We start from the raw sequence: 24,535 nt of genomic DNA on the forward strand, positions 1-24,535 counted from the left end.
TCATTCTTTTTGTAAGATATACATCTGATACGCCACTTCATTTCCACAGCGTTTAACGATATCTAATTCAACTTGTATGTCTTTTAATGCTTGTGATGCTGGCATCTCAGCTTTCAAACTTTGCACACGCTCATCTAAAGGAACGTAGTAGTTATCCCATGCCTTTTGGCTAATTGGGAACGTCTCTAACACTCGGTAGCCTGCTGCTTTCGCCTGCGCAATACGCTTCTCGACACTGCCCACATCTGGGTATTCTTTTTGCCAGAACGCCACCGTATCTTCGCTTGGTGTATCCGTGTTCCAAACCAAATCGCTCACCACTAAGATACCGCCGTCTTTAAGCAATGGGCGCCATACTTTGAATGCGTTCTCCACACCCATGATGTAAGCACTGCCTTCTGCCCAAATGACATCGGCCGAGCCTTCTACAAATGGCAGTTCTGTCATGCTCGCACACACCGTGGTGATATTGTCACTTAAGCCAAGAGCCTCAGCTTTGCCTTGTAGGCGTTGCAAAGACGGCTCGTCGTTATCGACCGCAGTGACGTGTGCATGTTTTGCCAAAGTACGAGTCGCAATGCCCTGCCCGCACCCGATTTCCAATATTTCATCAGGTTGAGTTGGCAATAGGCTCAATGCTTTCAACGTATCTTGTTCTGAACCTGGGCCCCAAAACTCCAAGGCTTCATACACGCGGAAGAAGTCCGCCATGTAGTCGTCGTGAGTATTCATATCTTTTGATAACCAACGTAAGTGAAGGGCTTCTTTCTCGCTAAAACCTTGCGTCATCAGCCATTTCAAGTGCGCATCCGGCGCGACTTCATCCAACGATTCATGCCAATCGGTTAACGGTGTTTCACCAAGCAATGCAGCCAACAGCTGGCGCGATTTCTGCTTTTGCTCAATCTCTTCATCGAGCTGTTTGAGCCTTTCCAGCATCAACTGGCGATCGACTTTGGCTTCCAAGCAGGCTTTACACTCCTTGAGCGTCAGTCCGCCACTCTGCAATTGCTGGATCAAACGCAAGCGTTGTAGATCCGCATCGCTATACGCGCGGTAGCCGTTGCTTAACCGTTGCCCTTTGATGAGTTCAATCTTCTCGTAATAGAGCAATGTGGTGCGAGACAAACCCAGCATTTCTGCCAGTTCCGATATCCGATACATGTAATTTTCCTCAGCGCTGATGAAAGCATCTTAAACTGTAGAGTTATAGACAGGTCAACATGAATTGTAGAAAAAGATTCAAGAAGTAAAACGCCCACAATACATTCGCATTGTGGGCGTTTTTATTCTGGCCGAGATTTAGCGTTATTTTACTCGTCCTTGCTCAACCAAGCGCGGGAAGACCTCATGGCGGAAAATCGTGCTTATCGCGATGTCATCCACGTTTGAAGAATCTACCCATTGGTACTCTTCGATTTCGTTACTGGCAACCACCTCGCCCGAATAATCATTTACGAAGAACACATCCATGACCAAAGTAATGCCGTCTTTATCGTGTGCAGGCGCTTCAAAGCGACCAAACAGCGTCAAAGCATCTTCCGCCACGACAATGCTTACTTCTTCTTGCAGTTCGCGACATAACGCTTGCTCTGACGTTTCGCCACTATCCAGTTTTCCGCCCGGTGCATAGAAGGTGTCTTTCCCTTTTGAGCGCAGCACTAACAGTGCGCCGTTTTTAATGATGATACCTGCTGACTTGTGCATCTTGCTTTCCTTCTAAGCGCTAGAGAAACTTCTCGATCATGACTTCATTGATGTACTGGCCGTTAACCTTGGCGTGCTTCTTAGCGGTACCAACCACTTCAAAGCCATGTTTTAAATACGTAGCGAGCGCGTTGGGGTTGTCCTCTCGAACATAAGCAAACAACTTTTCATAACCCTTGGATTTAGCATCGGCAAAGGTGGCGGTAAACAGCGCTGAAGCGACACCTTGCCGGCGACATTTGGCATCAACGAACGTACCGATAATGCCGACATGCGCGAATGCCTTGGTATAACTGGCGAAAGGCTCTACGTTTTGAAAACCCAGCACGGCGCTCTCATCCTCATCCGCTTCTTTTACATTCAATGCCACATTGAACACACCCGTTTCAGGAAAGCTATCAATGAAACCTTCTTCCTCTTCTGGGGTGAAGGTGGTATCGAGGATTGTGTATAAGCCCTCTTCTATGATGGGATTGAGAACTTCAGTAATGCCTTGAGCGTGCTGTTTTTGTGCCTTTGTGACGACAACTTTCATAGTATTTTTCGTTCTTTTTATAGGGATGAAATAGGAGCTCGATTATCTTCTATCTTGATCGTAAAACCAATGACCTAACGATCGTTCGATCAGTAAATATCCACTGGAGCATCCCATAGCTAACGCCCTATAAATAAGCCACCGCTTCGATGTTGTTACCATCGGGATCATAAAAAAACGCCGCGTAGTAATTTGGCGCATACTGTTCACGCAAACCCGGCTCACCATGACAAGTAAACCCAGCCTCAATACCTGCTTTATGAAAGGCCTCGACGGACGCTTTGTCATTCGCTTTAAACGCAATGTGGCAAGGGGCACTTTGGTCACTCTTTTCTATCAGGAAACGCGTATTGGACTCACCAACTAATCCAAAGCCTGCCGCTGCTTCGTCCGACCATTTTAGTTCGATGCCCAAAGTGATAAGCACCTTGGAGTAAAAAGCGACACAGGCGTCAAAATCCACAACTTTAATTTCAAAATGATCAATCATATCTATCCCTACTTGATTGAATTTGTTCCATAAAAAAGACCACCTTAATCAAAGGTGGTCTCGATTGCGAAGTCTATCGTTTTATCGGTAACAAACTTGTTGGTTATGCCCTAGCTTAACTTAAAGGACGGCCTTCGTAATCGCCCGTCAGTGTTTTTAAGAACGCTTTGATGGCATCAACTTCTTCATCCGACATTTCCACTCCGACTTGGTACTTACCCATGTCGTAGATGGCTTTTTCTAGCGTATCAGCATGACCATCGTGGAAGTATGGTGGTGTCAGTTCAATGTTGCGCAAGGTTGGCACTTTGAACTTGTGCTTGTCTTCTTTGTTGCCTGTAAAGTTGTAGCGACCAAGGTCTGCGTCCGTCATGTCAGTTCCACGCTCAGCGAAGTAGTCCGCTTTCATGCCCATGGTTTCAAACGTTTCACCGCCCATCGCTTCACCTGCGTGACAAGTTTGACAATCGTACTTCTTGAACAGCATTAGACCGTATTTCTCGTGCGAGTCCAGCGCTTGAGTATCACCCATCATGTATTGGTCGAAGCGGCTGTTCGGTGTGGTTAGGGTTTTCTCAAACTCGGCAATCGCATCCGTAATGTTGTTACCATTAATCTCACCTGAGTAAACCTTTTTGAACATCGCAACCATTTCTGGGTCTTGGCTTAACTTGTCGACGATTTCATCCCAATCCACAGAACCCATTTCAATCGGGTTAAACGGAGGACCACCCGCTTGGTCTTGCAGATCCGCAGCACGGCCATCCCAGAATTGCAGTTTGTTGTACACAGCATTAAACACGGTTGGCGCGTTGATGCCACCCACTTGGCCATGAATACCAACAGATGTTACGAGTCGGTCCACGCCGCCTGTATCAAGGCTATGGCATGACGCACATGAGACACTATTGTCTCCTGATAGTCGCGTGTCGTGATAAAGCACCTTACCCAGCTCAGCCTTGTCTGCATCGGTTTCGAACGTGGTGTAAATTGGTTGTAGAACTTTGGTTTTACGCTCTTCAGATACCGGAGACTGAGCATGACGCTCTGCACGCTTCTCACGAATCCACTTCAACAAGGTGTGCTTTTCGTCTTTGGACATGCTCGCTGACCAATGCATCGTGAGGTAAATCGCTGGCGGCATTGAGTCGTCGTAGAGTACCTTCTCAAGGCGAGCAAGTGCCACTTCAGAAACAGGAGCATTCTGCTTCACGTCGCCGAACAGATTGGTCATATCAAAGTGACGCATGGCCACCTTCACATCCGCTTCCATGATCTGTTTCGCCACTGGCATTTCTGAGTAGAAAGGCATTTCGCTGTTTGGCGTATGACAATAACCACAGCCTTTGTCTGAGAGCACCTTCATTGCTTGATAATCTAGCGTCGATTTATCCAGAGAACTGAACTGCACTAACTGTTGTTGAGCCACTTTTTGATCGTCTTGCTTCACCATGTAGACAGTACCTAAGTAAGCCACTAAGCCTGCTCCAACGATCCCTAGCGTAATTTTCTTTTTATTCATAACTTTCCCCTAATCCGTTGCGGCGAAAGTTATTGAAATACCGATATTTTTAAAAATGGGAAAAAGGAATAGATATTAATCGAATATTTAGATGAGAAGCGGATTTAACATCTAATAGTTTTTAAAACAGACACTTGCCGACGAACGTAAAAAATACAACATAAAAACAACAACTTAAAACTAGAACTTTTATTGATATGAGTCAAAAATGACGGGAGCTCCAATATATTAACCAAACATATTAAATTCGATTAAAAATAATTCAGAACGAAATAAAGTAAGAATGGTGGAAGGGGTAAAGGAAAATAATATGGGCACAAAAAAAGGCAGCTCGTAAGCTACCTCTTTTGCAAGTCAGCAAATTAAATTATGCTTTCTTAACGTCTTTAGCTGGGTAAGTTAGCGTTGCTTCGCCAGCTTTAACGCGTACGTAAAAACCGCCGCTGCTTAGACCTGTAACAACCATTTCACCAAGATCGATACCTTTAGTAGCTACTACTACGTCACCGATTGAAAACATATTTAATACCCTGTTTATGTAGATTATGACCTTAAGTCGTTGGCGGTATTTAAGCTGAAATCGCCCCCTTAGCCTAATCAGGTTTTTTGTCGTTATGATTAACATTTATTATTGTTATAAGCCTTGTTTTTCAAGGCTTTGTTAAGGTTTGATAGAGATCGCTTTTACGCATTCAGCTTCGCATAAGTAAAGGGGAGATTTCCCCCTATTACGCTATGATGAGGTTAACCAAACCAAGTCATTCTCGCTAAAACTTAGTTTCTTGAGGCAACTTGGATATCGAATCCTATTGGGAGAAAGACAATGAAAAATGGACTCACAATTCGCGCTTTAGAACGTTCTGATTTGCGTTTTATTCACGATCTCAACAATAACCGCAACATCATGACGTATTGGTTTGAGGAACCGTATGAGTCGCATGATGAATTAGAAGAATTGTACAGAAAGCACATTCATGATGATGCAGAACGTCGCTTTGTAGTAGAGGATGCGCAAGGCGTACTTATTGGCCTAGTAGAGCTAATTGAAATTAACTATATTCACCGTAGTGCCGAGTTCCAAATTATTATCGCCCCTGATCATCAAGGTAGAGGTTACGCGGAAGAGGTCATTAATCGTGCACTTGATTATTCGTTTTCAATCTTAAACTTGCACAAAATTTATCTATTGGTGGCACTCGACAACGAAAAGGCGATTCATCTCTATGAGAAATGTGGCTTTATTGAGGAAGGTCATTTAGTGCAAGAGTTCTTCATTAATGGCAGCTATAGAGATGTGAAACGTATGTACATTTTGCAAAATCAATTTCGTACAAAATTTGAAATTGACCAATAAGCGCAAATCCCTTTCACACGGTTGGGTGAACGAGATTGGACATACCACTCGTGAAGTAGCGAGTGGTATGACACATGCTCGATTATTCAAACTGATATTGGTATGAGAAGATGACACGCTTGTCAGGGTCATCGAGATAAGTGTTGTTGTCCATGGCAAACGTCATCACATTAAAGGAGTGACGTTTCTGCACCAGATAGCTCATGCCTACTCCACCAAAAACGCCTTGGTAATTATCCCCTTCACTGTTTTCCGAACCGTAAGATCCACCAGCAAACCCCATCAACGTTAGTTGCTCTGTTAGGGGTTTCAATGTGAATGCTCCCAAATAACCGCTACTGCCTGAAGAGTTCATCATGTTGAACCCATTCTCTGGGCTAGGTGTGCCAGTAAAACCAGGGGCTGAACATGCACTGCCCTCTGCGCCATCACAAACTGGCACATCGCCATCGTTATAGGTGTAGCCTGCCATTGGGAAGATCTGGAAGCCTGCTGGCTCGATGCCAAAATAGCTCAAAGGTACAAAGGTTCCAACACTGTAATTGGTTTGGTCTGCGCCATTGGTGTATTCATTCTTACCAAAGTTGAAGTTCACAATACCAACGGGGAACAACCACGAACCGCCCACACGCCATTCACTGGCATCATCATTGATGCGAACGTTAATTTTACGCGCTTCATCTAATGCCAACGAGCCAGAGAATGAGATGTTCTGGTCATCAAAATCATAGTTGTTGGAATAAGATGCCCCAAACTTAGTGATAACCTTAGTAGGGTCATCGGCTAATTTGTTTTTGTTCTCTTTGGGAACGCGTTCGCTAGCCAGAGCCGACGAGCTTAAAACTAACGCTGCACATGCCAGCCAAAACGTGTTGTTCATTTCAAATTTCCTCGACGAATTCGTTTTCGTCTTTTTACTTTGTGCTTTTTGTTCAGTTTAATTGATACCGTCCCGCTACAAACAAAACGGCGGTAAGCCTAGGACGTGCTTACCGCTGCTTTTCGTCGTATCGCTAATCTAGTGATTGCGTTAACGCCGGATTATTGATTTTTCCAGCTGTAGCCGATGCTCAGGAAGTACAACGCTGGGTCATCAAAGCTTGCAATCGTGTTACCCGCTCGACCTTTCACTTCTGACGATTCAATCAAGGTCGCTTCAAAAGCAACTGACACCGTGCTTGCTTCATCAATCTTGTAATCAATGCCCGTACCTAGACGGTAAGCGTTGCCAGTTGGGATAGTCAGATCACCGTTGGATTGGTCTGTGTACATGCTTGAGTCAAATGCGAAACCTGCATTCCACATCACTTTGCTATTAACCTTGTACTGTGTACCCAAAGCAATCTGGTAGGTGTCTTGTGTTTCTACATCCATCAGTGTTTGGTAAGCACTCCAATCTTGCCAGTTCAAGTTACCCATCACCGCCAGTTTGTCATTGAGCTCATGGTAAGCACTGAATACCAACTGCTGAGGCGCAACGGCACTGGTCGAGAAGTCTTTATCATCGAATTCGAACTCAGTTTCATTCGAGTAAGACAGACCTAAGCGAGTACCTGAATTCAACTCATACAGCACACCAACGCGGCCATTGACTTGAGTGTCTGTATCTTCAATGCCACCAGCGAGAGTCGTACCATCAACTTTGACATCCATATCTAAGATGCCGTAATGGATGCCCAATGCAGCACCTACAGACCATTGATCGTTAATACGGTATGAAGCAGAAGGTTGAACCGTCACGGCCTGAGTAATTGCATTAGGAATATCAATACGGCTGAACAGCTTATCGTATTCCAGACCCAAGCCGTAGTTGCCGTACATACCAATACCAAGCGTCCACTTATCGTTCACTTGTTGGCTATAAAACGCAGAACCAAGTGGCACGTAACCAATGATGTTACCTGCGTCACCGCCACCAAATGTGTCCAGTGTTGTGTCGCCATACAAGCTGATCAAGTGACCCGAAAATGACTGACCCGCCACGTTAGACAGACCTGCCGGGTTCGCCGCCATGACCGAGGCATCCTGCGCTCTTGCCGCCATACCCGCAGACGCTAAACCAATGTCTGTGGTGGAAGTCTCATACAAATATAGACCTCCTGCTTGCGCTGCTGCACACGAGATGAGGGACCCCACAGCAACGATTTTGGTAAGATTTTTCATACTAAAACCTATAAGTATGTTAGGAGAAAACCCGTACTGCGGCGTTGGTTGTATATCAGTGAAAGGACTGACCATCACACACAGCACAGGCAATTTGTGGATTTAATGAGAAATAAAACCGACTAAGCGATTAGTCTTTCTTCTATTTTTGTTTTCATCTTGTCGCCTGAAATAAAACCAACGACGAACGCGCTTAAAATTTGATGCGCCTTGTTATTTCCACTTAATGTGTGACCAAACATCACACAGCAAAAATGCGTAAATTATTTTTATCTTATGAGTCGTATTAGAATTGGTAGTTGTATTCGATACGGTGGTCACCATCGCCAAAGTCGACTTGCTCATTCCAGTTAGCGAAGTAACGAATATTTGAACGCGGTGTTATTTGGTAAGAAATCGCAAATTCATGCGTTAAGATATTACCCTCACCCGCATAATACGTGTCTTTATAATCACTTGAGCCCGACAAGGTGTGCATATACATCGGGTTGTAGTTGATCCAAATTTTGTCGGTAATATCGATTTTCGAGTACATACCAACCACAGTAAATGTACCTGGAATCTCGTAGCCGTTGTCTTCACCACTGAAGTCATTGGCAATCGTCACACCTGCACCAGCTAATGGGTAAAGCTGGACAACACCAAGCTTCGGTAAGGCCTTGATGAAGCTGTACGACGCATCCAACTTGTCAGCATCCACGTCGTAGTTCACATCAAGCTGACGTCCCAATCCTTTCGCAACTTCAACTTGGAAATTACGCAGGCGGAAGGAATCAATACTGTCATCCACTTTACTGTACAACGGGTCATCTTCATCTCGAATGCCAAACAGTTCGCCACCAATACCTTTCACTTCGATAACGTTCATTGCCATCGTGCCCGGTTGAGACGCTTTATAGGTTTGGCCTATCTTAATGTTTGCCCCTTTGTCCGTAATGCCAAAGCCAGCTTGGGTATAAACCGCAAGAGGATCGGACATATCTTGTAGTTCTTTATCTGTATCTGTCTCAGCAAAAACGGGGGACGCAAACTGGATTGCTGCTGCCATCACGACAACAGACGGTTTCACGATATTCATAGGATTTTATCCATCTTTTATTCAATTAAACGCATGCGTCAACAAACCTGCATAAATCGCGGACGAACTGAATCGAGCCTCGGAAAGTTCGATTTCCAACGCGAATTTACGAATAACAGGTTGTTTAACGCTGCATTTAAATTAAATAGAGGATAACGGTAAGTTCAATCACCTATGGTTATATGAGTTATAACCTAAATTTTGGTTTAGATTTTAAATGAAATTTAGATTAACAATTATCTAAATAGTAGATATTACAACAAACAATGAATAATTAGTTAATATAGATTGAACATGTGAAATCAAATCAAAGAGAAAATAAACGACCAATTGGGAAATGAAACAACCTAGGCGTTTAGCTATATACTTTCACAGCAATTTCACCAATAAATAAATCATGTTGGATTAAACATATATTCTACAACTGTAAAGTATTTTCATTAATAAAATGTTATGTCACCTTGGCGTTCGATACTTCCACTTCTTGGTAATTCTTCAATATCATTTATGTGAACTACGTTGGCATCGCATATTTTTCTGTTCTACCTAAAACAAAAAACGCAGCCCGAAGACTGCGTTTTGATTCCAATGTAAATGAGCTTAAGTTCTTCGGTTAATCCGCCCTCTCGCTTACAACTTTTCAACGCCCATATTGAACAAAGTAAAGCTGTAAACATCGGCGGTTTTCTCAATAACCTTGCTGGTCGGTGTACCTGCACCGTGACCTGCGTTGGTTTCGATTCGAATCAAAGTTGGGTTTGTACCTGCTTGCTTAGACTGTAGCTCAGCCGCAAATTTGTAAGAGTGCGCTGGCACCACGCGGTCATCATGATCACCGGTTGTGACCATAGTTGCTGGATACTTAACGCCGGCTTTGACGTTGTGTACTGGCGAGTAATCTTTGAGGTAATTGAACATCTCTTTACTTTGTTCTGCTGTGCCGTAGTCATAAGCCCAGCCCGCCCCTGCCGTGAAGGTGTGGTAGCGAAGCATATCCAATACACCCACTGCTGGCAGTGCCACTTTGAACAGCTCTGGGCGCTGCGTCATCACTGCACCAACAAGCAAGCCGCCGTTCGAGCCACCGTGAATCGCGAGCTTGTCTGACGAGGTGTAGTCTTTATCGATAAGGAGCTCAGCCCCAGCAATAAAGTCATCAAACGAGTTTTGCTTCTCTAATTTGGTGCCAGCATTGTGCCACTCTTTGCCGTACTCACCACCGCCACGGATGTTCGCGACAGCATAGATACCGCCCATCTCCAACCATGCCGCTCGGCTTGGGCTAAAGTAAGGCGTCAGGCTGATATTGAAACCACCATAACCATACAAGATCGTTGGCGCACTGCCGTCCATCGGCGTGCCTTTTTTGTAGGTAATGATCATTGGAATCTTGGTGCCATCTTTCGACTTGTAGAACACCTGACGAGATTCAAATTGTGACGGATCGAATGGTGCGTTCGATTTGTGGTAAACCTCGCTGTCACCGTCTTTGATGTCTAAGCGATAGGTCGTGCTTGGCGTCTTGTAGTTGGTGAAAGAGTAGTAGACTTCAGCGTCTTCTTTCTTACCCCAAAAGCCGTAAGCACTGCCGATGTCTGGTAGCTTGACTTCACGAATGAACTTACCGTCCATGTCGTATTGTTTGACCATAGAAAGGGCATCAACAATGTAGCTGGCGAATAGGTAACCGCCCGCGGTTGATGGGCCAAGCACGTTGTCAGTTTCAGGTATTAAATCTTTCCAATTCTTCGGCTCAGGGGTGCTCGCATCCACCGTCACCACGCGTTTGTTTGGTGCATCTAAGTTAGTGACCAAATACAGCTTGGTGCCTTTGCTATCAATCACCCAAGTATCAGAATTGGTATCATCCAAAATGGTTTGCAGTGGACTGTCTGGCTTGGTCAAATCTTTGAAGAACAGCTTATTGCCAGACGTTGAAGTGCTTGCCGAAATAAACAGGTAACGTTGGTCGTCGGAAGTGTAACCACGAACGTATCGGTGCTTCTCTGCCTCTGTGCCACCGAAGATCAGCTTGTCTTCACTCTGCTTAGTGCCTAGCTCGTGATAGTAAAGCTTGTGTTGGTCGGTTTTTGCCGAAAGCTCGCTGCCTTCTGGCTTGTCGTAACTTGAGTAGTAGAAACCTTTGTTCCCCAGCCAATTCACGCCGCTGAACTTAATATCCACTAGCGTCTCACCGACAGGCTTTTTGGTTTCTGCATCAAGCACAATCACTTTGCGCCAATCGCTACCGCCTTCTGAAATGCTGTAAGCGACTAAAGAACCATCTTTAGTGAAGCTTACATTCGCCAACGAGGTCGTGCCATCTTCGCTAAAGGTATTTGGATCGAGGAAGACTTCAGGCTTGCCACCGTCAAGTTGGCGGTAAAGAACATCTTGGTTTTGCAAACCGTCGTTCTTATAGAAATAGGTGTATTTACCTTCTTTGAATGGTCGCCCTAACTTCTCGTAATCCATCAACTGAGTTAAGCGTTCTTCAATCTGGTGACGATAAGGAATTTGCGCCAAGTAATCGAACGTCACTTGGTTCTGCGCTTTGACCCAGTCAGCGGTTTCTTTACTGCGGTCGTCTTCTAACCAGCGGTATGGGTCACTGACTTTGGTACCAAAATACTCATCCACCACATCGACTTTCTTTGTCGTTGGGTACTTCACCGCCATTTTGTGTACGTGTTCAACCAATTCCTTTGCTGAGTCTTCGGCATAAGCTCCCGGTAATACGCCCGTCATCGCAAACGCGGTCACCAGTGCTAAGGTTTTCTTTTTCATAGACTTCCTTTTCTGTTTTTGTTTTGTGTAATGCATCAAGCATCTTACCCATATCGAAGTAAGGATTCTAATGGCTTTGAGAAAATTGCTTGGTAAAGGTTTTAAAGTCACCAAAGCCAAACTAGCTGCTTAGCTTCGGTGAGCTTCCTTAATGTGGAGTTATAGACAAGAGCTTGTTAGCTCAGTTCAATACTTCGAGACACACCCGATTCTGCGGCAAAATCTTGGTCGTGACTGATAAGAATAAAGCCGCCGCGGTAAGCATTTAATGCCTGAGCAAGCATGATTTTCGAATCCAAGTCGAGGTGATTATCTGGCTCATCCAAGAGCAACAAAGGCTGTGTTGGCTGATGGCTAACAATCAGCATCGCGAGCTTCATTTTCTCGCCGCCACTCAATACGCGACCCAAACGAAATACACTGTCTCGGCGAAAACCAATGCCTGCGAGTAATGTTCTGGCATCGCTCTCTTTCATCCCCTCACAATGTTGCATCAGGTTTTCCAACATGGAGAGTTCAGGCTGTATCGCACCAAAGTGTTGGTCGAGATAATAAAGCGGCGTATTGATTTGAAGCTCACCACTTTGCAGTGAGAACTCCCCCAAGAGTGTTTTCAGTAAAGTCGATTTACCGCACCCGTTTTTGCCCAGCAAATGCAATTTATCATCCGCATGAACTTGCGCAGTGATGGGCTGAGCCGACCCAAATGGCAACACACCTTCTAAGAGCGACACGACTTTTCGTGAGCGACTTTGACTGTCTGCCAAATACAACTTTTGCCCTTTGATTTGCTCTTTGCGCACTCGCAAGCTTTGCTCTTTCTCTTGCAGGTGCGCTTGACGAAGTTGCTCGTTTTTATTACGGCTGGCGGCTCGGGCTGTCGCTTTGTCTTTCATACCATCCAGTAAGATCTTCGGCTGGCTGCCATCCTTTCTCAGCTTGTTACCTTGAGCCGCTCTTTGTTCTGCTTTCTCTCGATTGCGCTGAGCTTGCTCTTCCAATTGCTTTTTTTGTTTATCGACAGCAGCTAATTGGCGTTCCACCGCTTGTAGTTCGGTGCGCTTTTGCTCGGCATACACGTCGTAATTACCGCCAAACACTTGCAAGCCTAGTCCGGACAGTTCCCAGACTTCCTCCATCTCGCGAAGTAACTCCCTGTCATGACTGATGAGCAGAATCGCGCCTGAGAAACTGCGCATCGAATGAATCAACCACTGCTTGGCATGTGTATCAAGATGGTTCGACGGTTCATCAAGGATCAGCAATTCCACTTCACTTTCGAACAGCTGCCACAGTTGCAAACGCGCTAACTGTCCGCCACTCAATTGCGAGCAAGGAAAGTCTGGCTGTGGCGGCAAACCCATGGTTTCTAACTGCTTAGCAAGTTGGATGGGCAAATCCCATTGTTCACCCACCACCTCAAACAGATACTCCGAGCAATCGCCCATCTCGATCTGTTTGAGCGCGCTTAACACGTTGTCCTTTGCTAAAAACTGGGCAATCGACAGCTCTCCCCCCAACAAGTGAGATGGTTGCTGGCGATACACCGCAAAGGACCTTGGTAAGGTTACTTTACCGCTGGTTGAGGTTTGCTCACCGCTGAGTATCGATGCAAACACCGATTTTCCGACACCGTTACGTCCGACTAACCCAACACGGCGTTTGGTCATTGAACATGAGATTTGCTGAAAAAGCGTTTCGCCGTTACCAAATTGATGACTGATATTGTAAGCCTGTAAAACTGGCATAATTTGCCTCCTGTATAACAGGGACAACAGCCGTAGCTTGAGATAAATCTAGAGATGAGATCGATGCAAATACACGCGTGCATAGAAGCGCTTCAAACAGAAAAATGGTAATTGCAAAGAAATATCGGAAAGTGAGCTACGCCTACTAACCCTGTAAATCCAAAAAAATAAAATGAGAGTTGGATGACAGGTTTAGTTGTTCATGTTGGCGTAATCTCCTAGAGAAGTGATGAGCAAAGTCTAAAGGTTTTGTTGTATAAAAAGCAAGCGACTTCTGTCACAAGCCGCTTTCAGACCGAGAGCTCGTTTGGGTGCCCTAGCTTACAAGGGCACAAACCTAGGACTATGCTTCAAAGTAAATTGCAGGTTTGATATCAACCAAAGGCGTGCCATCTAAGCAGTCCAACCCACGCACTTTAATCACTCCCTTGTCGATAGATTCAATCGGTATTACCGCCGCGCCAATAGGGTTTGGTCTGTGCGGAGAACGTAACGCAAATGTGCCCTTCTTCCCTTGCAGCATTTCAGGTTGGCGGTTCGCACCAGCAAGCCAATACAGAACCAGTATTTTCTGCCCGACTTCAAGCCCTACGAGCCCTTGGTAATACCGAGATTTAAGTTGAATTTCACACACAGGTCCATCTTGTGGCTGAATGTTATTTGGGCACTGAGAAACATCAGTATATGGCGTGCGAATTTGCCCAATAAACTCAAGTTGTGGGGTTTGAATTGTGTTCATATCAACCTCTATTTTTGTTCTGACTTCATCGCTGAAAAAGCGTAAATGGAAATGGTAACCAAGATGATTGAACCGCCAAGAATGCTTGCCATTGCAGGGATTTCATCAAAGAAGAGTAATGCCCAAAGTGGTGCTAGCACGGTTTCAATCATCAGAATCATGCCAACTTCAGGTGCAGTGATGTAACGAGTCGCAACTTGTGAAAGCACACGCCCAAACGGAGCAGTAAACAGCCCCATCAAGCCCATAATCAACCAAGTGTTCGCGCTGTAAGTTGAAGGCGTTGCCCAAAACAGCATTGCCAGCGCTAAGAACAGTCCACCAAAACCAACACTAGCCATGCGGCTTACGTGTTGATGCTTACGCAGTTGCACCTGGTTGAGCGACAAACACACCACGGCAAACACTGCTAAGCCATCGCCAATCCAGTTACCCGATTTAAAAGAACCAGAGACCACAATCGCAATACCCACCATCACAGCAACAATCGCAATCCACGTCGAACGCTGGGTCACTTCACCCAAAAACCACCAGCTAAACAATGCAGCCAAAGCTGGTGCTGCGCTCAGAATCACAAAGGTATTCGCAACCGTGGTGAGCTTAATGCTCATCACTAAACCAGCAGCACTGCCGAGCATCAATAAACCAGACAACAAGACATGCCAGCCGCTCTCTTTCATCGCTCGAACCAAACCGCGCTCATCGCGAAGTTGGATAAATATTGGCATCGAAATCGCGGTAAACAAGCCAAATAGAAATGCGGTATCCACACCACTCACGCCAGAAAAGCGAATAAAAATTGGGTCTAGGCTCATCAGCAATGCACCAACCAAGGTGATCATCACCCCGGCAAAACGTGCGCCTTTGGCGTTTAGGTTATTCATTAATGCCGTCGTCATCGTCTTTCTCCTCAAAAAATAAATCATACTCGAAAGTATGATTTTATAATTTCGGAGTTGTGTCAACAAAAGTCATACCGTATAGTATGATTATCAAATCAAGAGAATCTGAGCATGAGCAAGATCGAGCAAAACCGAGAGAAGAAACGCCGAGCTATTTTGGAAGCCGCGAAAGAGAACTTTTTGTCCGAGGGGTATGTGTTAGCAAACATGGATAAAATCTCCGCCCAAGCAGGCATGACAAAGCAAACCGTGTATCGCTACTTCCCATCTAAAGCAGCGCTATTTGAAGCAACATTGCGCCAGATAGGTGAAAATATGGATGGTGGCTTCATTACTCATCTACAAAAGGATGATCTGCGAGAAGCGTTGAACTCATTTGGTGAACACTTCGTTTCTTTCCACCTTTCTGATGAACACTTGGCGACCTTCCGCTTGTTGATTGCAGAAAGTGCCAAAGCGCCTGAGATCACGACGATCTTCCGCGAAGTCGGTCCGGACGATACCGATGCCAAGCTCACTCAGTTCTTCCAAGATCGTTTCGATATCAAGGAACCGGAAACACAGATTCGCCTTTGGACAGGCATGCTGCTGTCGATTCGCTCTGGCGTTTTAATGGGAATGGAAAAGCCAACGCAAGCCGAAATAAAGGAGCACGTGCAAGAAGTGACTGAGTTTTTGTTGGCAGCAATCGAGCATCAGAAGTGAACTAAAATCCATCGCTCGCCGTAATAGCCAAAGAGTGAAAACACCAATGGGAAACGGCTATGAATCTTTTGATTGAATCGGTCGAGGGTGGTATCTACCTCGCTTATAACGTAGAAAACCAAACAAGATCATTGATCTTGAACGAGCACAAAAGCCCGCTCAAATTTGCCAGCCTCTGCGAGGCAAGAGATCACTTTCAAGGAGAAGGATACTCCTCTGCAAAACTGGTTCACCTCAACGCATCCGATGAAATGTGTGGAGAAACAATACGCTGTGACATGCCACTAGAGATTGAATTGAGCTGGTATTAGTATCGGCTCTTTTTTCGCCCTCCCCTCAATTTCCTCTCGCTCGTAGGCTGGTGATAATTTGCCAAAACTTTGAGCGATTTCGGGATCTTATCAACACATTTTTTGTTAAAGGCGTACTATGCTATTGGTAGTGTATTCCACAAGAGGGCGTGGTTATGAAATACAAACATATCCTAGTCGCACTGGAACTGTCTGATGAGAGTACTGTGTTGATTGACCGAGCGGTATCTATGGCGAGTTATCTCGGTGCCGAGATTTCTTTTATTCATATCGATGGTACTCATGGCGAAATTTATCGTGAGCTTGTCGATATTAAAGCAACCCCAGACCAAAGACCGTTGAATGAACATTCAATGGAGTGCTTGAAGTCCTTTAGCGATTACATGGAGCAGCCATTGAAGCACTTCTTCGTTGGCACGGGTGACTTGGCGGACAAACTGGAAGTAACCATCAAAGAACAAGAGGTTGATCTGCTTATTTGTGGCCACCATCAAGACTTCTGGAGCAAGATCATTTCTTACTCAAGACATCTGATCAACAAGTCTCCGGTAGATATTCTGGTTGTGCCGATTCACGACTAGTTTGAATGAAGGATCTAAAAAGCCGCCAACGATGGGCGGCTTTTTTGTTGTTCTTGTTGGCTCAATTAAGGCTCTATTTCACCAATCGAATACAGCACCAACTCTTCTGGGTTGTTCCCTTCCCCTAACGAGTGAATGTCTTCCCCCTCTTGCTTCAGCTCATTAATCAGCTTGAGCGCTTTATCTTGCTTCACCCCAATAATGGTTGGCATTTCAGAGGCAGAGGCAGAGGCACCAAAACGTGTCGCAACAAGCAAGTTTCTTACTTTGGTTTTATCCGATTCAAACATGGCATGACCTCTTTATTTTCAATCATCTAAGCATAGCGAATCGCGATGAAAAAGCATCACGCAGGTCGAATCAATAACGGATTTTCCTACGAGTTAGACAAGTATGGCGAGCAAAAGATCAGTTACTGAAAACGCGGTCGAAATAATTGAGTAGCGCCACCTTAGTGTTGGCTCTTCGCTGCCATTTACTTTTGTTCGCCACCAGCCACTTTTGTTCGGAGTTGGCTAAAATTGCTTGGCTCACCTTGGCTTCTCGCAACTCATGCTCCATCGCAAACAACCGAGTATCAACTTCAGTGCGACTAAAATTGACCATCTCTGAATGAGGCTGCGCGATTTCGGTGATACCTGCACAGCCAATAATTCCGATGTCTGCGGAAAACTGGCCGTAAAACTGCTCTGCCGAACCATCCACCACATCGCGATCGTTCGTACGAATACGACCACCCGGAATCCAAGTTTCGATGTTCTCATAGTGAGAAAGAATATGCGCCGCTTCGAAGTTATTGGTCACCACACGTAACTCACTGTGATTGGCTAGACGTTCAGCAACCAAAGCAATCGTAGTACCAATACCTAGAAACAATGTCGTGCCGTTTGGGATAGCTTTGACCACCTCATCGGCGATGATCTGCTTTTCCTGTTGATTGGTGACTTGGCGAGAGGCATAACTGCGATTGCTCAAAGTGGCGGGCAGCCCGACACCACCATGATGGCGTCGGGTGAGTCCGAGTCGACAAAGTTCATTGATGTCGCGACGAATGGTTTGCGTTGTGACTTCAAAACGTTGGGCAAGTTCTTCTATCGAGCAATATTCTTGCTGATGAACCAGTTCAATGATGCTTTGTTGACGGACGTTTAAATTATTCATTCAGTGCGAGTTCTCGTATGGCTGAAGGCACTTTTACTTTATAACGTTGAGGCGTATCTGTAATCATCATATCCACGCCCCAACGCCAATGTGCTTCAAGTAATTGAGGAAAGTTTGGTGTATAGCAGAAGAGTTGATAACCATACTGCTTGATTTTATGAGCTTGCAATTCGGTCAGGAAGCGGTAATCACAATGCACACTGTATGCATCGATGTGTTGTAGCACGACAGCGGAATCATCTGGAATCTCTTGCCATAGCTGCCCTCTTCTTACTTCTGGCAGGTAGTTTTTCATCGCCATTAAAGCTTCTGTGTTAAAACTAGAGAACAGAATCGCGTCTGCTTCTACACCCAAGTGCTCGATCACCTGCGCAACCTTTTCGCACAACAGGTCGATTTCGTCACCGGAGTAGACCTTCAATTCAATATTGAGCTTCACACCCGCTCTTGAAGTCAGCTCAAGCGTCTCTTTTAAACTAGGGATAGGCTCGCCTGCGAAGTCATCACCGAACCATAAGCCTGCGTCGAGTGATCTCAGCTCCTGCCAAGTCAGGTCTTTGACTTTGCCTCGACCATTCGTGCAGCGGTTGACCGTTTTGTCATGGATCACGACAGGAATGTTGTCCGCACTAAGCTGTACGTCGATTTCAATCCATTCGCAACCAAACTCAATGGCGCGTTGTATTGCCGATAACGTGTTTTCTGGAGCCAAACTGGATAAGCCGCGGTGTGCTGTTATTTTCATTTTTTATTCCGTCTTTTTCATTTGTTTTCAAATGAACTATCTCAACCCTCAGTGACGCTTTGATTACAAAATGGTGACGAAAACAATGTTCAAATAAGTTCATTTTTTTGTAACTAGAACGTCATTTGGCTCATTTAATGTTCATTTGAATTTTTTGGAGCGGATTCATAATCAAAATGAACATTCGCAAGGAAACACCTGTTCAAATCATCCAATGAAAAGGAATCATTATGGCTATTAAACACCTCGCCGGACTTGCAGTTGCAGCGGCATTCATTAGCACGCAAGCACAAGCAAAAACAGAGGTTGAGTGGTGGCACGCGATGGGCGGCGCACTAGGTAACAAGGTTAATGAAATTGCGGCAGACTTTAACGCAAGCCAATCAGAATACGAGATCAAACCGGTTTACAAAGGCAGCTACGCAGAAACCATGACCAGTGCTATCGCGGCGTTCCGAGCAAAAGAACAGCCAGCGATTGTACAAGTATTCGAAGTGGGTACGGCGACCATGATGGGCGCAGACAAAGCGATTTATCCTGTTTATCAATTGATGGAAGACACCAAAGAGTCGTTCAACTCTGATGATTACCTTGCAGCCGTAACGGGTTACTACACCACAAACGAAGGCAACATGCTTTCCCTGCCATTTAATAGCTCTACGCCAGTGCTTTACTACAACAAAGACATGTTCGCAAAAGCAGGCGTAGCAAACCCACCAAAGACATGGAAAGAGATGGAAGAAGTTTCTCGTAAGCTGCTGGCATCTGGTGCGAAGTGTGGTTTCAGCACAACGTGGCAATCATGGACGCAAATCGAAAACTTTGGTGCGCGTAACAATGTTCCTGTTGCCAATAACAACAACGGCTTTGCTGGCTTAGACACTGAGTTTAAATTCAATGATTCAGCATTTGTTCGTCACATTGACCAAATGGGTAAATGGTCGAAAGAAGGCATCTTTAAGTACGGCGGTCGCCAATCTGATGGTATGCCACTGTTCTACACCCAAGAGTGTGCCATGACTATGGGTTCGTCAGCAGGTCTGGCTGGCATTAAAGAGAACATGAAAGACGTTGATATCGGCGTAGCGCAACTGCCTTATGATTCAGAGATCGTCGTGAAGCCACAAAACACCATCATCGGCGGTGCATCACTTTGGGTACTTCGTGGTCATTCAAGCGAGGAATACAAAGGCGTGGCGAAGTTCTTCTCTTACCTTTCTAGTGCAGAAGTCCAAGCAGATTGGCACCAGTTCACAGGTTACCTACCAATCACTAAAGCGGCTTACGAGCTAACGAAAGAACAAGGCTTCTACGCTAAGAACCCTGGCACTGATACAGCGGTTCTACAAATGACGTCAACCGAGCCGACAGAAAACTCGAAAGGCATTCGCTTTGGTAACTTCCTGCAAACACGCGACATCATCAATGAAGAGCTAGAAGCAGTGTGGGCAGGCAAAGCAACGGCACAAGCTGCGCTAAACAATGCAGTTCGTCGTGGTGACGAGCAGCTACGTCGCTTTGAGCGCACACAGAAGTAACGAACATTTATAACGAACAATGATGCGCTGAGTCTTATTCGAATAACCGCTCAGATACGCACTCTCCCCGCCCATCTTGGGTGGGGAATTCGTTCACACACCTTGCCTGTTTTACTTTGGTATTTGTATGTCCTCACCTGTTGTTTTTAAACACAAATGGCTTCCGGTTGCGCTGATCGCACCTCAGTTGGTGATCACCTTGGTGTTCTTCATCTGGCCGGCAGGACAAGCCATTTTCCAATCTTCTCAACTTGAAGATGCTTTCGGCATGAGCCGTGAGTTTGTGGGCTTGGAGAACTTTGAAAAGCTCATCCATGATCCCCTTTATCTAGATTCATTAATGACCACGCTGCAATTTAGCATCAGCGTTGCGGTGCTCGCGTTGGTCAGCGCACTTGTTCTTTCCGCTTTCGCCGAACAAATCATCCGTGGCGCGACCATGTATCGCACCTTCTTGATTTGGCCTTATGCGGTCGCTCCGGTTGTCGCAGGTTCGTTATGGCTATTTTTATTCGATCCAACCATCGGTGTGATGACCGAATTGTTGAACCTGTTTGGCGTAGACTGGAACCCAACGCTCAACGGGACCCATGCGATGTGGATGGTGATCATCACCTCGACGTGGAAGCAAATCAGCTACAACTTTCTGTTCTTCTTAGCGGCACTTCAATCCGTGCCGAAATCTTTGCACGAAGCCGCAGCCATTGATGGTAGCGGCCCGATCAAACGCTTTATCACCATTAGCTTCCCGCTGATTTCACCAACCAGCTTTTTCTTGTTGGTCGTGAACTTTGTTTATGCGTTCTTTGATACGTTCGCCATCATCCACGCGATGACACAAGGCGGTCCGAGTAACAGCACCTCGACCTTGGTTTACAAAGTCTACAACGATGGCTTTATCGGGCTAGATTTAGGCTCGTCAGCCGCGCAGTCGGTGATCCTGATGATCTTGGTTGCTTCCCTGACTGTGATTAAATTTAAGTATGTTGAGAAGAAGGTGGCGTACTGATGGTAGAAAGAAGACCGTTTTTTAATCTGTTTTGCCATGTCATTTTGATTCTTGGCATCATTTCGATTGCGCTTCCGGTTTGGATTGCGATCGTAGCAACCACACATGAGAACAGCGCATTCGCTACTGGTACTCCACTTTGGTTTGGAGATTTGGGTTTTAGTGTATTTACTGACTTGTTGAGTAACGACACTCAATACAACAACAATACTTTGCCGATTGGCAGTATGCTGCTTAACTCTTTCATTATGGCGATGTGCATTACTATCGGTAAGTTGAGCATTTCCATCATGTCAGCGTATGCCGTGGTGTTCTTCCGTTTTCCGGGACGAATGCTGGCGTTCTGGATGATCTTCTTCACGCTGATGTTACCCGTTGAAGTGCGTATCATGCCGACGTTTGAGGTGATTACGAACCTCAACATGCTCAACTCATTTTACGGCTTAACCATTCCACTGATTGCCAGTGCGACCGCCACTTTCTTGTTCCGTCAGTTCTTTTTAACGGTACCGAATGAGTTGGTGGAAGCAGCACGAATTGATGGTGCAGGACCAATCAAGTTCTTCTTCGATATCTTGTTGCCTCTGTCGCGTACCAACATCGCTGCACTGTTCGTCATCACTTTCATCTACGGCTGGAACCAATATCTATGGCCACTGCTGATCACCACTGATGTGCAGTACTACACCATCGTGATGGGCATTAAACAAATGCTTGGAGTAGTTGATGGTGTTGTGGAATGGAACAAAATTATGGCCACCACCATTATCGCCATGTTGCCACCCGTGATTGTGGTAATTGCAATGCAAAAAGCCTTTGTTAAAGGTCTGGTAGATTCGGAGAAATAAATGTCCACGTTAACTCTTTCAAATATCGCTAAATGTTATCCGAACGGCTATCAGGCGATCCAAAAACTCAATCTTGATATCTGCGACGGTGAAATGGTCGTGCTGGTTGGCCCAAGTGGCTGTGGTAAATCCACCCTACTTCGCATGATTGCGGGCCTAGAAGAGATCAGCTCTGGCGAGCTCAAGATCGACACCACAATCGTCAACGACCTCGAACCTGGCGAGCGCGACATTGCCATGGTATTCCAGAATTACGCCTTGTACCCACACATGGCGGTGTACAACAATATGGCTTATGGGCTGCGCAACCGTAAAACACCAAAAGCGGAAATCGAGCGATTGGTTCACGAAGCAGCAAAGATGCTGGAGTTGGATCATCTACTCGACCGAAAACCGGGGCAATTATCTGGCGGGCAACGTCAGCGTGTCGCGATGGGGCGTGCAATTGTACGTGAACCAAAGGTGTTCTTGTTTGATGAGCCTCTATCTAACTTAGACGCCAAATTGCGTGTTCAAATGCGTTTGGAAATTAAGAAGCTGCAACGTCGCCTCGGAACTACATCGGTCTACGTTACCCACGACCAAGTAGAAGCCATGACACTCGCGGACAAACTCGTGGTGCTCAACAAAGGCAATGTAGAACAAGTGGGGACACCGCTAGAGATATACGACAACCCTGCTTCTCTGTTTGTCGCGACCTTTATTGGTTCACCATCCATGAACATCTTGGATGCCAATGTTACCGTCGACGGCATTACTATTGGTGACGCACTGCTTCCTACATCCACAACAAACTTGGATTTGGGGGTAGTAAAACTAGGTCTTCGTCCGGAGCATTTACAAATCAACCAAGATAAACCATGGTTGCAAGTAGAAGTGGAATTGATTGAATCGCTCGGTGCTGATTTGTTGCTTTACTGCCGCACAGAAGGCGGTGATTCACAAAAGCTGGTTGTTCGAGTTGAGGGACATACGCCGATTCAAATCGGGGACAAACTCGGTTTAGATATCAAACCCAAGCACCTTCACTTATTTAATGCCAATACCGAAAAGCGCATTGATTGCTCACTCAAAGCGGCATTATCAACGCCAGTTAAAAGTACGATAGATGACAAACAGACACAACGAGGAGTGGTGAATGCCTAGTCCACTATCAGAGCTCAATACAGAGTATCTGAGAAACATTGAATGGTTGTTGACCGACGTAGACGACACATTAACTTGGCAAGGAAAGCTGCCGCCAGACACTTTAATTGCGCTCGCAGAGCTAGAGCGCGTGGGTGTAAAAGTGGTCGCTGTAACAGGCGCATGTGCTGGTTGGTGTGACCAAATGGCAAAGATGTGGCCGCTGCATGGGATCATAGGTGAAAACGGCGCTTTTTGGATGAGAAAAGACGCCGCAGGATTCAGAACTACCTTTGCGCGCCCAGCGGAAGTGATGCGAAAAGAACAACGCACATTGCAAGAAACTATAAAGGGCATTTTGACGGAGTATTCTGAAGTTGAGTTAAGCCAAGATCAGAGCTTTCGGTTCTGCGATGTAGCGGTCAACATTGCCCAAGATCGTTCCCCTGTCGCGGCTTCAATTACGATGGAGATCCTCAACCGTATTTTGCATCTTAACGTAGAATCTAACCCAGTCAACGCGACCCTAAGCTCCATTCATATCAATGCTTGGATAGGAAGCCACAGCAAACGAAGCAGCAGCGAAGCCTACATTAAGCAATTTAATCAGGGGACGTTACCCAATTTGAATCGAGTGACGTACGTAGGAGATTCATTAAATGATGAAGGGATGTTTGAATGGTTACCCGTGACTTTCGGCGTAAAGAATATTCGCCCGTTATTAGATAGCTTAACGCATCAGCCGAAATACCTTACTTCTGAATACGGTGGGTTTGGTTTTGCACAACTCGCGAGTCTGATTGTACAAGCAAAAAATGGCAGCAACACTAACGAATAAACCGCTTGTGGTGTCGTACTATGAATAAGAAGGCGTTGATGTCTCTTTGGTAAACAAACCATGGATAAATTGGCGCTCTTCTTCGCTAAGTTCTACCGCTCCTTCCTGTCTATTTGCATTTTTAATCAGCCTATCAATTTCATTTAATTGCGATAACGTTAAGTTATTTAGGTGGCGCTTCAAGGTTCTAAACTGCTGTTGTTCCATAACTCTTTTCTTATCGTTTTCCAAAAAAGACACTCAATCCGGATATCATCCATGGAGGGGGGAAATACCACGGATTGAGTGAAAGAAGGAGTAAAGACTGCGGCGGATTGCATGAGAAAATCAAAATTCCCAATCTTATATAACTACTCCAACGAGAAAAATAATATCGCTTTTTGATGTATTTATAATTAGCAGTTATGAACTTTATTCACCACAAGTGCTTAAAAAACTCCCACGAAGAAACGCATCTCAAGCCCTTGGTAGACTTAGCATTTATCCATATTAAATGCTCCGCGATGCTCAGAATGGAAAAGTCCGCAACAAAAATTGCTTGTGGTTCTCACTAATTATTTTTGTTTGTCGCATCCAAGAGCAGCCCATATTATCCGCAACACAAGGGATGACATTCCTTTCGCTCTTTAACAATCAGATGCTGCATACC

Annotated in this window: 26 protein-coding genes; 9 read left to right on the forward strand and 17 right to left on the reverse strand. The window is 45.5% G+C overall.

Annotated elements, in window-relative coordinates; translation table 11 throughout:
• The 6 genes from L1076_RS14490 to L1076_RS14515 all read right to left on the reverse strand — a co-directional run bounded on the left by L1076_RS14490 (position 1) and on the right by L1076_RS14515 (position 4,774).
• Positions 1 to 1,164, reverse strand: a complete 1,164-nt coding sequence (locus L1076_RS14490; protein WP_237303854.1) for a MerR family transcriptional regulator — start codon at positions 1,162 to 1,164, stop codon at positions 1 to 3.
• A 144-nt stretch (positions 1,165 to 1,308) separates the two neighbouring features.
• Positions 1,309 to 1,707, reverse strand: a complete 399-nt coding sequence (locus L1076_RS14495; protein WP_237303855.1) for an NUDIX domain-containing protein — start codon at positions 1,705 to 1,707, stop codon at positions 1,309 to 1,311.
• A gap of 19 nt (positions 1,708 to 1,726) precedes the next feature.
• Positions 1,727 to 2,242 (reverse strand): GNAT family N-acetyltransferase, encoded by a 516-nt coding sequence (locus L1076_RS14500; protein WP_237303856.1) that lies wholly within the window; start codon positions 2,240 to 2,242, stop codon positions 1,727 to 1,729.
• A 127-nt stretch (positions 2,243 to 2,369) separates the two neighbouring features.
• Complete coding sequence (locus tag L1076_RS14505) at positions 2,370 to 2,732, reverse strand: VOC family protein (RefSeq protein ID WP_237303857.1); 363 nt, start codon at positions 2,730 to 2,732, stop codon at positions 2,370 to 2,372.
• 115 nt (positions 2,733 to 2,847) lie between these two features.
• A complete protein-coding gene (locus tag L1076_RS14510) occupies positions 2,848 to 4,254 on the reverse strand; it encodes a cytochrome-c peroxidase (protein ID WP_237303858.1) in 1,407 nt (468 codons plus the stop codon).
• Positions 4,255 to 4,621: 367 nt separating this feature from the next.
• Entirely contained in the window at positions 4,622 to 4,774 is a 153-nt protein-coding gene (locus L1076_RS14515) for a hypothetical protein (RefSeq protein ID WP_095760490.1), read from the reverse strand.
• Between the two features lie 303 nt (positions 4,775 to 5,077).
• Between L1076_RS14515 and speG the strand changes: the two genes are divergently transcribed.
• A complete protein-coding gene (gene speG, locus L1076_RS14520) occupies positions 5,078 to 5,608 on the forward strand; it encodes a spermidine N1-acetyltransferase (protein ID WP_237303859.1) in 531 nt (176 codons plus the stop codon).
• An 82-nt stretch (positions 5,609 to 5,690) separates the two neighbouring features.
• Here the strand turns inward: speG and L1076_RS14525 are convergent, their stop codons facing one another.
• From L1076_RS14525 to L1076_RS14555, 7 genes are all read right to left on the reverse strand, one after another.
• Positions 5,691 to 6,488, reverse strand: a complete 798-nt coding sequence (locus L1076_RS14525; protein WP_237303860.1) for a hypothetical protein — start codon at positions 6,486 to 6,488, stop codon at positions 5,691 to 5,693.
• Between the two features lie 161 nt (positions 6,489 to 6,649).
• Positions 6,650 to 7,771 (reverse strand): outer membrane protein transport protein, encoded by a 1,122-nt coding sequence (locus tag L1076_RS14530; protein WP_020194734.1) that lies wholly within the window; start codon positions 7,769 to 7,771, stop codon positions 6,650 to 6,652.
• A gap of 286 nt (positions 7,772 to 8,057) precedes the next feature.
• The gene (locus L1076_RS14535) at positions 8,058 to 8,849 is read right to left on the reverse strand and encodes a hypothetical protein (RefSeq protein WP_104048245.1); all 792 of its coding nucleotides are present in this window, start codon (positions 8,847 to 8,849) and stop codon (positions 8,058 to 8,060) included.
• A 630-nt stretch (positions 8,850 to 9,479) separates the two neighbouring features.
• Positions 9,480 to 11,636, reverse strand: coding sequence for a prolyl oligopeptidase family serine peptidase (locus tag L1076_RS14540; RefSeq protein ID WP_237303861.1), 2,157 nt, complete (start codon positions 11,634 to 11,636; stop codon positions 9,480 to 9,482).
• Positions 11,637 to 11,812: 176 nt separating this feature from the next.
• Positions 11,813 to 13,384 carry an ATP-binding cassette domain-containing protein gene (locus L1076_RS14545; RefSeq protein ID WP_237303862.1) on the reverse strand — a complete coding sequence of 524 codons (1,572 nt, stop codon included), beginning with the start codon at positions 13,382 to 13,384 and terminating at the stop codon, positions 11,813 to 11,815.
• Positions 13,385 to 13,727: 343 nt separating this feature from the next.
• Positions 13,728 to 14,123 carry a tRNA (N6-threonylcarbamoyladenosine(37)-N6)-methyltransferase TrmO gene (tsaA, locus tag L1076_RS14550; RefSeq protein WP_237303863.1) on the reverse strand — a complete coding sequence of 132 codons (396 nt, stop codon included), beginning with the start codon at positions 14,121 to 14,123 and terminating at the stop codon, positions 13,728 to 13,730.
• Positions 14,124 to 14,131: 8 nt separating this feature from the next.
• A complete protein-coding gene (locus tag L1076_RS14555; RefSeq protein ID WP_237303864.1) occupies positions 14,132 to 15,022 on the reverse strand; it encodes a DMT family transporter in 891 nt (296 codons plus the stop codon).
• A gap of 114 nt (positions 15,023 to 15,136) precedes the next feature.
• Here L1076_RS14555 and L1076_RS14560 point away from each other — a divergent pair, with 114 nt between their 5' ends.
• From L1076_RS14560 to L1076_RS14570, 3 genes are all read left to right on the forward strand, one after another.
• On the forward strand, positions 15,137 to 15,730 hold the full coding sequence (locus tag L1076_RS14560; RefSeq protein ID WP_042602563.1) for a TetR/AcrR family transcriptional regulator: 594 nt from the start codon (positions 15,137 to 15,139) through the stop codon (positions 15,728 to 15,730).
• A 59-nt stretch (positions 15,731 to 15,789) separates the two neighbouring features.
• The gene (locus L1076_RS14565; RefSeq protein ID WP_237303865.1) at positions 15,790 to 16,041 is read left to right on the forward strand and encodes a DUF6482 family protein; all 252 of its coding nucleotides are present in this window, start codon (positions 15,790 to 15,792) and stop codon (positions 16,039 to 16,041) included.
• A gap of 155 nt (positions 16,042 to 16,196) precedes the next feature.
• Positions 16,197 to 16,622 (forward strand): universal stress protein, encoded by a 426-nt coding sequence (locus L1076_RS14570; RefSeq protein ID WP_042602565.1) that lies wholly within the window; start codon positions 16,197 to 16,199, stop codon positions 16,620 to 16,622.
• Positions 16,623 to 16,687: 65 nt separating this feature from the next.
• Here the strand turns inward: L1076_RS14570 and L1076_RS14575 are convergent, their stop codons facing one another.
• From L1076_RS14575 to L1076_RS14585, 3 genes are all read right to left on the reverse strand, one after another.
• Positions 16,688 to 16,912, reverse strand: a complete 225-nt coding sequence (locus L1076_RS14575) for a hypothetical protein (protein WP_237303866.1) — start codon at positions 16,910 to 16,912, stop codon at positions 16,688 to 16,690.
• 118 nt (positions 16,913 to 17,030) lie between these two features.
• A complete protein-coding gene (locus tag L1076_RS14580) occupies positions 17,031 to 17,783 on the reverse strand; it encodes a DeoR/GlpR family DNA-binding transcription regulator (RefSeq protein WP_042606269.1) in 753 nt (250 codons plus the stop codon).
• Positions 17,776 to 18,528: a glycerophosphoryl diester phosphodiesterase gene (locus tag L1076_RS14585; protein WP_237303867.1), complete on the reverse strand. Its 753-nt coding sequence runs from the start codon at positions 18,526 to 18,528 to the stop codon at positions 17,776 to 17,778. The genes L1076_RS14580 and L1076_RS14585 overlap by 8 nt, the downstream gene beginning before the upstream one ends.
• Before the next feature lie 230 nt (positions 18,529 to 18,758).
• Between L1076_RS14585 and ugpB the strand changes: the two genes are divergently transcribed.
• The 5 genes from ugpB (at position 18,759) to L1076_RS14610 (ending at position 23,886) form a co-directional block, all read left to right on the forward strand.
• A complete protein-coding gene (ugpB, locus tag L1076_RS14590) occupies positions 18,759 to 20,066 on the forward strand; it encodes a sn-glycerol-3-phosphate ABC transporter substrate-binding protein UgpB (RefSeq protein WP_237303868.1) in 1,308 nt (435 codons plus the stop codon).
• Between the two features lie 127 nt (positions 20,067 to 20,193).
• The gene (gene ugpA, locus L1076_RS14595) at positions 20,194 to 21,075 is read left to right on the forward strand and encodes a sn-glycerol-3-phosphate ABC transporter permease UgpA (protein ID WP_237303869.1); all 882 of its coding nucleotides are present in this window, start codon (positions 20,194 to 20,196) and stop codon (positions 21,073 to 21,075) included.
• Complete coding sequence (ugpE, locus tag L1076_RS14600) at positions 21,075 to 21,923, forward strand: sn-glycerol-3-phosphate ABC transporter permease UgpE (protein ID WP_005439065.1); 849 nt, start codon at positions 21,075 to 21,077, stop codon at positions 21,921 to 21,923. Before ugpA ends, ugpE begins: the two co-directional genes overlap by 1 nt.
• Complete coding sequence (locus tag L1076_RS14605) at positions 21,924 to 23,069, forward strand: sn-glycerol-3-phosphate import ATP-binding protein UgpC (RefSeq protein WP_237303870.1); 1,146 nt, start codon at positions 21,924 to 21,926, stop codon at positions 23,067 to 23,069.
• Positions 23,062 to 23,886, forward strand: coding sequence for an HAD-IIB family hydrolase (locus L1076_RS14610; RefSeq protein WP_038876750.1), 825 nt, complete (start codon positions 23,062 to 23,064; stop codon positions 23,884 to 23,886). The genes L1076_RS14605 and L1076_RS14610 overlap by 8 nt, the downstream gene beginning before the upstream one ends.
• A gap of 18 nt (positions 23,887 to 23,904) precedes the next feature.
• Here the strand turns inward: L1076_RS14610 and L1076_RS14615 are convergent, their stop codons facing one another.
• Positions 23,905 to 24,093, reverse strand: a complete 189-nt coding sequence (locus tag L1076_RS14615; protein ID WP_038876753.1) for a hypothetical protein — start codon at positions 24,091 to 24,093, stop codon at positions 23,905 to 23,907.
• Between the last annotated feature and the right edge of the window lie 442 nt (positions 24,094 to 24,535).

This window comes from Vibrio sp. MMG023 (assembly GCF_021654215.1).
Lineage (GTDB): Bacteria > Pseudomonadota > Gammaproteobacteria > Enterobacterales > Vibrionaceae > Vibrio > Vibrio jasicida.

Bases quoted from the DNA above. Each gene is read 5' to 3' on its own strand.
- L1076_RS14490 (WP_237303854.1), bottom strand. From the start codon at position 1,164: ATGTATCGGATATCGGAACTGGCAGAAATGCTGGGTTTGTCTCGCACC.
- L1076_RS14495 (WP_237303855.1), bottom strand. From the start codon at position 1,707: ATGCACAAGTCAGCAGGTATCATCATTAAAAACGGCGCACTGTTAGTG.
- L1076_RS14500 (WP_237303856.1), bottom strand. From the start codon at position 2,242: ATGAAAGTTGTCGTCACAAAGGCACAAAAACAGCACGCTCAAGGCATT.
- L1076_RS14505 (WP_237303857.1), bottom strand. From the start codon at position 2,732: ATGATTGATCATTTTGAAATTAAAGTTGTGGATTTTGACGCCTGTGTC.
- L1076_RS14510 (WP_237303858.1), bottom strand. From the start codon at position 4,254: ATGAATAAAAAGAAAATTACGCTAGGGATCGTTGGAGCAGGCTTAGTG.
- L1076_RS14515 (WP_095760490.1), bottom strand. From the start codon at position 4,774: ATGTTTTCAATCGGTGACGTAGTAGTAGCTACTAAAGGTATCGATCTT.
- speG (WP_237303859.1), top strand. From the start codon at position 5,078: ATGAAAAATGGACTCACAATTCGCGCTTTAGAACGTTCTGATTTGCGT.
- L1076_RS14525 (WP_237303860.1), bottom strand. From the start codon at position 6,488: ATGAACAACACGTTTTGGCTGGCATGTGCAGCGTTAGTTTTAAGCTCG.
- L1076_RS14530 (WP_020194734.1), bottom strand. From the start codon at position 7,771: ATGAAAAATCTTACCAAAATCGTTGCTGTGGGGTCCCTCATCTCGTGT.
- L1076_RS14535 (WP_104048245.1), bottom strand. From the start codon at position 8,849: ATGAATATCGTGAAACCGTCTGTTGTCGTGATGGCAGCAGCAATCCAG.
- L1076_RS14540 (WP_237303861.1), bottom strand. From the start codon at position 11,636: ATGAAAAAGAAAACCTTAGCACTGGTGACCGCGTTTGCGATGACGGGC.
- L1076_RS14545 (WP_237303862.1), bottom strand. From the start codon at position 13,384: ATGCCAGTTTTACAGGCTTACAATATCAGTCATCAATTTGGTAACGGC.
- tsaA (WP_237303863.1), bottom strand. From the start codon at position 14,123: ATGAACACAATTCAAACCCCACAACTTGAGTTTATTGGGCAAATTCGC.
- L1076_RS14555 (WP_237303864.1), bottom strand. From the start codon at position 15,022: ATGACGACGGCATTAATGAATAACCTAAACGCCAAAGGCGCACGTTTT.
- L1076_RS14560 (WP_042602563.1), top strand. From the start codon at position 15,137: ATGAGCAAGATCGAGCAAAACCGAGAGAAGAAACGCCGAGCTATTTTG.
- L1076_RS14565 (WP_237303865.1), top strand. From the start codon at position 15,790: ATGAATCTTTTGATTGAATCGGTCGAGGGTGGTATCTACCTCGCTTAT.
- L1076_RS14570 (WP_042602565.1), top strand. From the start codon at position 16,197: ATGAAATACAAACATATCCTAGTCGCACTGGAACTGTCTGATGAGAGT.
- L1076_RS14575 (WP_237303866.1), bottom strand. From the start codon at position 16,912: ATGTTTGAATCGGATAAAACCAAAGTAAGAAACTTGCTTGTTGCGACA.
- L1076_RS14580 (WP_042606269.1), bottom strand. From the start codon at position 17,783: ATGAATAATTTAAACGTCCGTCAACAAAGCATCATTGAACTGGTTCAT.
- L1076_RS14585 (WP_237303867.1), bottom strand. From the start codon at position 18,528: ATGAAAATAACAGCACACCGCGGCTTATCCAGTTTGGCTCCAGAAAAC.
- ugpB (WP_237303868.1), top strand. From the start codon at position 18,759: ATGGCTATTAAACACCTCGCCGGACTTGCAGTTGCAGCGGCATTCATT.
- ugpA (WP_237303869.1), top strand. From the start codon at position 20,194: ATGTCCTCACCTGTTGTTTTTAAACACAAATGGCTTCCGGTTGCGCTG.
- ugpE (WP_005439065.1), top strand. From the start codon at position 21,075: ATGGTAGAAAGAAGACCGTTTTTTAATCTGTTTTGCCATGTCATTTTG.
- L1076_RS14605 (WP_237303870.1), top strand. From the start codon at position 21,924: ATGTCCACGTTAACTCTTTCAAATATCGCTAAATGTTATCCGAACGGC.
- L1076_RS14610 (WP_038876750.1), top strand. From the start codon at position 23,062: ATGCCTAGTCCACTATCAGAGCTCAATACAGAGTATCTGAGAAACATT.
- L1076_RS14615 (WP_038876753.1), bottom strand. From the start codon at position 24,093: ATGGAACAACAGCAGTTTAGAACCTTGAAGCGCCACCTAAATAACTTA.